We start from the raw sequence: 8,208 nt of genomic DNA, 5'->3' as shown, positions 1-8,208 counted from the left end.
TGCTTAACAAACATGCGCCTCATGCCGAGCGTATCGGCTTCGAGACCGGTGCGATGGCGAGTTGGCTATGGCATGAATGTCAATCGGCCCTTTAATTGCGGTTTGTTGTCAAGCTACCATTCTTCTTCTCTCCAGTGACACGCCGGTAGCGATTGCTCCGTCGGAGCTGGTCAGGTTGCGGAGACGGAGCGATCGCGGATGGCGAGACGATTGCCTAGCGGGCTTGGCAATCGACGTCGTTGGCGGCTTCGTCGGGTTGGGTTGATGTCGTAGCTGGGGTCATGGTCCTTTCCGAGGTCGCGAGCGCCTCATGATGATGTCCGGATCGGGCGCCTCAACGTTTGCAGCGGAGTGCGGGCGAACCGCCACCAGCCGATTGACCGAGGTCACCACGACCACCGTCCCAGCGGGACATCGCCAGTCCGGCGGACCGGACCAGGAACTTGCGAGCAAATATCAGATTGGCTTCGGCTGGCCCCAGTCGAACGACGTGCCATCGACCCAGATGCAGTGGAGAATCACGGCGATCTTTCGGGCGATGGCGACCTTTGCCTTCTTCATGCCGATCCGCTTAGCGAGCTTTATGCCCCAGGCCTTTAGGGAACACCACTTTTTGGTTCGATAAAGAAGGACAGTGGCGGCCTCGAACAAGTAAGTTCGGAGAAGCCGGTCGCCCCATCGAGATATCTTTCCGTTGGTGTCGGTTTCGCCGGATTGGCTGCGCCTCGGCGTAAGGCCTAGGTAGGCGCCGACCGTCGAAGCCGATCGGAAGCGCGAGGGGTCATCGATCGTGTGGCGGAACGTTAGGGCCGTCACGACACCGACCCCCGGGACCGTCATCAGGCGACGCGTCGTGTCGTCCAGCTTTGCCAACCGGCGGACCTCGTTGTCGAACTTACCTTGTTGTTGACAAACGTTCTCATGGATCGAGAGCAGCGGCGATATCACGCTGAGAAGCAAATGATCGACGCCCAAGAGTTCGCTGACCCGGTTGCGGAATTGTTGGCCGATCGCGCGAGGGAACAGCAATCCACATTCCTTGATCAAGCTGCGAACTTGGTTCTCGATGTCTCGGCGCATGGACACTAGCCGAGATCTGGCGACAAGGATCGCTCGGATCTTCTGGCTTTCCTCACTTTTGACTTTTACCTCTCGATACCATCCAACCCGCACCAGTTCGGCAAGCCCTCGCGCATCATTCTGATCGCTCTTGTTCATTCGGACCGACAAAGCTGCGTGCGCATGCCGAGCGTCGATGCAGACCACCGGAAGTTCAACCCTGCGGAGTTCATGCCATAGCCAACTTGCCATCGCACCGGTCTCGAAGCCGATACGCTCGGCATGAGGCGCATGTTTGTTAAGCAGGTCAGTCAAGGCACCAGGATTAGACCTGGCTTTCCCTTCGAATATTACTTGACCGGTCTCGTTGACAACGCACACAGCGGTTTCTCTCTGTGAGACGTCCAACCCGACATACTGCTTCATGGGAGCTCCTTCGAATCATTTGATTGCGAGGGCTCAACGATAACGGAGGTTGTCTGCCACGCGCGCCGACCGCAATTACGTCATCGTTTGCAAATTCGGCGATGAAGTTGCCGGACGGCACTGGCTGCACGCTCGGCACGCGGGTCGCGGAATTGCTGGTGAACGTGTATTACAGACCCATCGCGCGCAGTTGGCTGAAAACGCTCGCCGGCACGTCCGGTCAGCGATGTCGGCGACCGTGCTTGCGACCAGCAACGCCGGCCATCGCCGGCGCGACCGCGGCTTTGAGTTCGACGTCATGCGGCCACAGGCTCGATGCCACTACGGCCGGCGACCGGCGATTGACGCGGCCGAGCAATTGGCAAGCGGCGAACCCGGTCACCAGCGATCCGTCGCGGCGGTGTCTGCCGCCGCTGTTCTCGGCCGGGCGCGCGACCTGATGGTGGACCGCGCTGAGGGTCGAGCGAGTGTCTTTGCAAACGCGGGCGATGGTGGTGAGGTCGTTCATGGCAGCGGCCCTCGTTCGGCACAAAAGTCGTGGTGAAGATGCTGGCTGCCAGTTTGCTCGGAACGCGCGGTGTCGGTGATCAGGCCGACCGCGTTGCGGAGCACCCGGAGTCTGGACCCCGACGCAGCCGCGCGCAAGCGGGATGTGCTAACGTCGAGGTTATGTTGCTCACGAAACGCCAGCGCCGCGATCTGGTCCGCATCGATCAGAACTAGTCGTACAGTTGCGAAATGTCGGCTCGTGGCGAGATGGCGGGACGACATCAGTGTCGACTTTGAGAGATGGCTGGATATTCGCGGGCGCATCGCGATCGATGAACAGGCTGACGTTTCGCGCTCCAATTTCTGGAGCGGTCAACGGGGTTGAAGCGGCGCAACGCTTTGCCGCGCTTCGCCTCAATTCGACCATTCGACTCAGGCTGTGCTTGTATTTGTTGCTGGCGTCTCGTTTACGACGGTTCTCGATCCCGAACCGGCGCACAACGAAGCGGAGCCGAAGGCCCGGAGAGAACCCCATCGAACCGGGTCTTTGCGCTCTCGATATGGCGAAGCCCATCGCCTTACCGTTTGTATTGAGCCCGGGGGGGGAATTCCCGGCTGCGCATCTCGGCTTTTATCAGGAGCCGTTGCCGCTTTGCTGCGGCGATCTGATCCCGGACGTGCTCGCGCAGATAGTTTGCTTCGTCTATGGCGCGCTGAGGGCGGTCCAACAATTTCTGAGCCTCGCGGCTGATCGCCTCTGCCATGACATGCTCCCGAACAGGCGGGAGCGCAGTCGCGTCTCTCAGTCCCCGACGCCCTGGAAATCGCGGCCGGCGATGGCAGGCAACGTACCACGGCCAAGATGGGTCCAACACGTGCCCCATCAGTGTATTGCCGTAGGTATCGATCCACTGAACCTCCTGGAGGAAGTTCTCGCGAAGATACCGTTGCTCCTCGCTCGAGCAACTGTGCCGCCCGTGCATACGGCCTTGATTCCGTAAATGGAAAGCGGCCGGTCCAGGGCGCCAACGAGGGCGATCAGAAGTTTGGACGTCGTGAACAGCAGTGCGGGCCTCAGGCTATGCAGGAGCTCGATGGTCTGACGCAACAGGTGACGGACATACGGATCGGCATCCTGCCGTTCTCGAATCAGCTCCTAGATCCAGCGCGGATCGAAATCGATGCACTGCTATCTTGCGGGCCGTCGCGGTGACTGCTTTGGCCTTGCCAATGCGGGACGACAGTCTTCTATAGAAGGCGCCGAGCGCGGTATCAGTGCGTCCGACGGTTACGGCAGCAGGCGCAGCAGAGCTGCGGCCCGCAAGATAGCAGTCCTGTTCTATAATGCTGTGCGTCACGGAATGGACTACGTCGATCTCGGGGCCTCGTCCAATGAGACACGCTATCGGACGCGAGTGATCAACAATTTGCACCGACGTGCCAAGGCATTCGGCTTTGTCCTGCACCCCTTGGAACCGGGAGCTGGTGCCGTTTCTTAGGAATCGTTCTCCAGCGTCAGCTCCCCGATCTTGGCATGCAGCGACTCACATCGATCGCAGGCGTGGCCGTCGTAGGGCTGCCCGAGCCGATACATCGGAAGCTCCGCCCTCAAGCTGGGACTTCCAGGCCATCACTTGATTGGGGTGGAGTCGAATTGCTCGGCAAGCTGAGCTATCGACCGGTCGCCCTTGACGGCGGCAAGCGCCACCTTCGCCTTGAAAGCCGGTGCGTGGTTGCGGCGTGCTCGTCTGCTCATCGTCGCTCCTGATTCGCAGGCACCAGCGTGCCCGCTGTCAGGCAGAAACTCCACTTATAGACCTGTTCAAATTTGCGGAGCCGGCTCTCTTGCCAAAGCGCCCATCGCCGTGCTTGGCAATCCACTCTTCCCTGACGCGCACTTTCACATCCTGTGCGGCCTCCATGACCGCCTGCTGGAAGAAACGACTGTGCGTGAAAATAATGACCTGCCGGCCGGCAGCCGCTTCCTTGACCAAGCGCTTTGCTACCTGAATCGCCTTCTTAGGTGCACGAATATTGGGATTGCCTATACCAAATTCGTGAACTGCGTCTAGTTCGCACTCTAGCTGAACGGGAGGCCCGAAAGCACGCGGAGCCGCTACGAGTTCGGATACAACTTCAGTCAATCCGGCAAGACCGAATGCATCTTCCACATATCGAAAACGCTTTAATAGCTTGTTCGCGCGTACAGGGCTGCTGCGGGTAGTCAGATCGAGCCGAGCAACCGGGCCACCCCGGCCTTCCGATGGCAAGTTGAGCATACACTGACTTGTTGGTAATAGGTTCTCAGTGGCCTTGGAGCTGCTATTCAACCGAAGCATACAGCCCCATCCCAACCACCACGCCGATGACATTGGCGCGAGGTTCGGGCTTCCGTTCTCGTTTAACGATGAAATGAGAACAACAGGTGTCCCAATGTAATCAATGGCAGGGTCAAACGGAATCGTTTCGATTTCATATGACTCGCCATCATTCCTCCTTACCGCCAACATCTCTGACCTCCTGTGCTTGAATGTCTATTTTGAGAGGCGCCCGCCGTGTTCGAAGCTTCGGAAGAAAAGCCGCGGCAGGCAACGAATTCGCTCCGCGGACCGGGCTCCGTTTGGAGGGTAGAAAAGCGTCGAAAAAATACGGCCAGGCTGCCGTACAAACAGAAATCAAACCACTCGATGACCGTGCCTGCGCTGGAGGCAAGTCCTATGGTCCAGATTCCCGGAGCTCGGGCATCCGCTTTCGGTTTGCTCATGGGACTCTCCTTCGCGCTTTTGGCGCAAGCGAGTTTAGTTGCGCGGACGCCTGAGCGCACGCGCTGTTGTCACCTGGCAAAATACTAGAAAGCTCGCGGCTTGCTTATGCTGCGACCGATTGCTGCGTGGGCGCGTAACGCGCAAGACATGCGCTGGCTTCTGTCGAGATGCGCTTGACCAATTCACCAGCGGTTGGGATGTCATGTATCAATCCGATACCCTCGCCAACGGTGACATTGGCAGTATCATAGTCACCCGATGACCATGCCGCGTCGACGCGCTGCAGCTCCGCCTCTTGGAGGTTACGCAAGTCGTCTTCCCGGCCGTGCCACTGCTCGATGAAGCCATTCTTCATGAGCCTCCCGGTGTATTCTGAGGGCCACGGCTTTTTGCGAACCACGTCGTAGACACGAGTCCGGATCGTTTCGTCGCCTGTGGCGGTCACCGCCTTTTCCTTTGCGTTACGATGGATCACCGATTCTTGCGTGGCCCAGAAGCGCGTCCCCATCAATGCGCCATCAGCACCGAGCATCAGCGCCGCAGCGAGGCCGCGTCCATCGGCGATACCGCCTGCAGCAAGCACGAGGACATGAGAGGCCCTTTGTGCCACCAGATCGGCGACCGCCGGAACGAAGGGCATCGTGGAGCGCGCCGTTAGCCCGTGGCCACCTGCCTCGGTGCCTTGCGCTATGACGACATCGGCACCGACGTCGATGGCGCGCTTCGCATGCTCAAGTGTTTGTACCTGACAGATGAGCGGAACGCCCGCTTGCTTCACCTGCGGTGCATAGGGCTCGGGATCCGAGAATGAGAGCATGATCGCCTTGTTGTGCCGCTGCAAAGCAAGATCGAGCAGGCCAGGATCGTTTGCCAGAGCCCATGTTATGAAACCGCATCCGACGTCCCGGCGGCTCACCTTGGCCGACTGTTCTTCGAACCAGGTCCGGTTGGCATAACCTCCGCCCAGCATGCCCAACGCGCCGGCCGCGGAAACGGCCGACGCGAGTTCGCCGCCGGAGGCGGGGTCCATCGGCGCCAGTACGATCGGATGCTCGAGTCCAAAAAAGTCGGTCAATCTCGTTTTGATGCCCATTTTCCGTCCTCGCTCAGGCGCGATCCGCCTTTTTCCATGCAAACACTAGATCAGACGTTGACAACGGAAAAGTGATTAGTTTTGATCAAAGTCATCATTACGGGAGATGACCCATGGACAGCACCGACCTTAACTTCTTTACGGCGGTCGCAATGGCGGGCGGGATCGGCCGGGCGGCAAACGAGCTCCACACGGTGCAGTCCAATGTGACGCAGCGGATTCGGGCACTCGAGGTTCAGCTGGGGGTCCAGCTTTTTCACCGGTCCAAAAGGGGAGTGACGCTGACCTCGATGGGGAGCAGGCTGCTTCCTTACGCCAATCGGATCAGCGAGCTTTTGGCAGAGGCCCATCGTGCAGTGAAGGATGAGGCCTTTCCAAGCGGCGAATTGCGCATCGGTTCGATGGAGACGACGGCGGCCTTACGGTTGCCGCCTCTGCTTACCCAATACGCCATCGCCTATCCCGACGTTGACGTCCAGATCGAGACCGGCCCTACGGCAGTTCTCGTCGACAATGTGGTTTCCCGCAAACTGGATGGAGCTTTCGTCTCCGCACCGATCACGCACGGCGAACTCGCCTGCACGCCGATCGTGGAGGAGGAGCTGGTGCTGGTAACGTCACCGATGGTGTTGTCCGACCAACATCTTACCAAGTTCTTGGCAACAGGGAGCGGCCGCAAGGTGATCGTCTTCCGCGCGGGCTGCTCATACCGTCAGCGCTTGTCGGAATATTTGGCGCATCATGGTTTTGTCGACCTGCGCTGGATGGAGATGGGAACGCTGGATGGAATCATCGGCTGTGTCGCCGCATCGGTCGGCATTTCGCTCATCCCGCGTATAGTGGCTGAGCCGGCCGAGCGGCAGGGCTTGATCAGGCTCCATCCACTGCCCAATGGCACCGGCAAAGCGGCCACCGTGTTTGTTCACCGGAAAGATACGTTCGTCTCGTCCGCCCTGAGGGCGTTCATTGAATGCGCCGGATCAGGAGCGACGCTCGAAGCTGTTCCGGAGCGATCTGTAAGCGCAGTCAAGTCCCCAGCGATGAAGCGGTGTACCTCCTGAACTCTCCGCGTTTCATGCGTGTCTGGATGCGAGGTAAGCCAGTAGTTTCGAAGATCGGGGAGCAATTGCCTGAGCTCGGGGTAACGCCTGGCCACGTAATCGTGAAGAATGCCAACGCCGTGGCCGGCTCGCACTGCCTCCAGTGTGCAACGACGCTTCCGCATTCGTAACGGCGCGACATGAGCCGGCCAAGAGCTGATGCATAATCCAAAGCACGGCTATAGACGAAATCCTCAACATGCGTGACGAACAACCGCCCTTCAAGTTCGGCCTGAGTTTTGACTGGTCCTTCCCGTGCAAGGTAAGTGTCCGCCGCGTAGACGCTAAGAGTGTAATCAGTGAATTTTGAAAGGATGAGCCGCCCCTGCTTGGGCCGCTCCAGCGTGATAGCGATGTCGGCCTCTCGCCTCGACAACGAGTACGCCGAGCGAAGCTGGATCAGCAATGGGTGCGGGGCGCCGCCGCATCATGCATGGCGATCTTGCCCTCGACCTCCGCCGCGTGAGCGAGTGCCCTGTTCCAGCGCGCTTCCAGCTCACTCGCCACACACCGGTTCGCGGGGTCAGCGGCATCGTATTGCCGGAAAGCCCGGTCGGCGGCATAGCGCGCCGCCTCGAGGTCGCGACTGAGCGCATCGCACACCTGATCCCGCCGTTCCCTGGCTCCTTCGGCGGCAGCGGTTCCAGCGGCGATAGCGCCCGGACCGACGACGCCAAGCAGTGCTTCCTCGATTGCATCATCGACACGCAATCCGCCGAAGGCGATGCAGTAAGGACCGCCATTGTCCATCCAGGCGCGGCTGCAGCTGTAGCGTGGGATATGGTGCCTCATGCCGGAGTACCGGAGTGTGAGCTTGCGGCCGCAGCGGTTGCACCGGATCAGACCGGCCAGCAGCGCGTCACCATGCTTGGGTGCGCCGTGATGCCGACCGGTGGGAACGTTGCTGCTGACCATGGTGCGGATCGCCTCGAACCTCTCCCAGCTCACATACCGTCGTGGGTGTTGGGCTTCAGCGCCAGCCATTCGTTCCGGGTCTTGCGGCGGATCTTCACGCTCACGCCCCCGGCGCTGTATCCCGCTGCCACAGCCGTCTTACCATAGGCATAGGCGCCGCCGTAGACCGGGTTCTCAATGATCCGGTGGATGGCGGAGTCCCGCTCGTGGCGCGCACGGTGATCACGGTCGTAGCGCCATCACAAAAGGCGCTTTCCACGTCGAATCCGCGAGGGACCAAGGCCGACGGACGTAGGGCTCGCTGCATCATATTGATTCCTTTGTGAAACCAACGCGAGCCGACGCTTGAACTTCATCAAAA

At 59.8% G+C, this 8,208-nt stretch carries 9 protein-coding genes and 1 pseudogene; 1 reads left to right on the top strand and 9 read right to left on the bottom strand.

Going from position 1 to position 8,208, the window contains the following annotated elements:
- Window positions 1-456: 456 nt before the first annotated feature.
- From AC0L30_RS41940 to AC0L30_RS41915, 6 genes and pseudogenes are all read right to left on the bottom strand, one after another.
- Window positions 457-1,485 carry an IS110 family RNA-guided transposase gene (locus tag AC0L30_RS41940; protein WP_473406699.1) on the bottom strand — a complete coding sequence of 343 codons (1,029 nt, stop codon included), beginning with the start codon at window positions 1,483-1,485 and terminating at the stop codon, window positions 457-459.
- Between the two features lie 220 nt (window positions 1,486-1,705).
- A complete protein-coding gene (locus tag AC0L30_RS41935) occupies window positions 1,706-1,993 on the bottom strand; it encodes a hypothetical protein (protein WP_473308749.1) in 288 nt (95 codons plus the stop codon).
- A 559-nt stretch (window positions 1,994-2,552) separates the two neighbouring features.
- Window positions 2,553-2,738, bottom strand: a complete 186-nt coding sequence (locus tag AC0L30_RS41930) for a hypothetical protein (RefSeq protein WP_473256494.1) — start codon at window positions 2,736-2,738, stop codon at window positions 2,553-2,555.
- A gap of 737 nt (window positions 2,739-3,475) precedes the next feature.
- Window positions 3,476-3,730, bottom strand: a pseudogene (locus AC0L30_RS41925) (transposase); the annotation flags it as partial.
- Window positions 3,731-3,767: 37 nt separating this feature from the next.
- Window positions 3,768-4,484, bottom strand: coding sequence for a flavin reductase family protein (locus AC0L30_RS41920; protein ID WP_473406698.1), 717 nt, complete (start codon window positions 4,482-4,484; stop codon window positions 3,768-3,770).
- 358 nt (window positions 4,485-4,842) lie between these two features.
- Window positions 4,843-5,832, bottom strand: a complete 990-nt coding sequence (locus AC0L30_RS41915; protein ID WP_473256492.1) for an NAD(P)H-dependent flavin oxidoreductase — start codon at window positions 5,830-5,832, stop codon at window positions 4,843-4,845.
- 113 nt (window positions 5,833-5,945) lie between these two features.
- On the opposite strand from AC0L30_RS41915, the gene AC0L30_RS41910 reads away from it, so the two are divergent.
- Window positions 5,946-6,893 carry a LysR substrate-binding domain-containing protein gene (locus AC0L30_RS41910; protein ID WP_473406697.1) on the top strand — a complete coding sequence of 316 codons (948 nt, stop codon included), beginning with the start codon at window positions 5,946-5,948 and terminating at the stop codon, window positions 6,891-6,893.
- Here the strand turns inward: AC0L30_RS41910 and AC0L30_RS41905 are convergent.
- From AC0L30_RS41905 to AC0L30_RS41895, 3 genes are read right to left on the bottom strand one after another with little or no spacing between them, the layout of a single operon-like run.
- Window positions 6,859-7,308: a LysR substrate-binding domain-containing protein gene (locus tag AC0L30_RS41905; protein ID WP_473406701.1), complete on the bottom strand. Its 450-nt coding sequence runs from the start codon at window positions 7,306-7,308 to the stop codon at window positions 6,859-6,861. The two genes, AC0L30_RS41910 and AC0L30_RS41905, sit on opposite strands and share 35 nt — an antisense overlap.
- A 23-nt stretch (window positions 7,309-7,331) precedes the next feature.
- Window positions 7,332-7,847: a recombinase zinc ribbon domain-containing protein gene (locus tag AC0L30_RS41900; RefSeq protein WP_473406696.1), complete on the bottom strand. Its 516-nt coding sequence runs from the start codon at window positions 7,845-7,847 to the stop codon at window positions 7,332-7,334.
- 29 nt (window positions 7,848-7,876) lie between these two features.
- Window positions 7,877-8,026 carry a hypothetical protein gene (locus AC0L30_RS41895; RefSeq protein ID WP_473406700.1) on the bottom strand — a complete coding sequence of 50 codons (150 nt, stop codon included), beginning with the start codon at window positions 8,024-8,026 and terminating at the stop codon, window positions 7,877-7,879.
- Window positions 8,027-8,208 lie beyond the last annotated feature (182 nt).

Source organism: Bradyrhizobium sp. MI1.11 (assembly GCF_055811255.1).
Note: the sequence above shows the minus strand (reverse complement) of the source record. Positions and strands in the feature narration are given on the sequence as shown.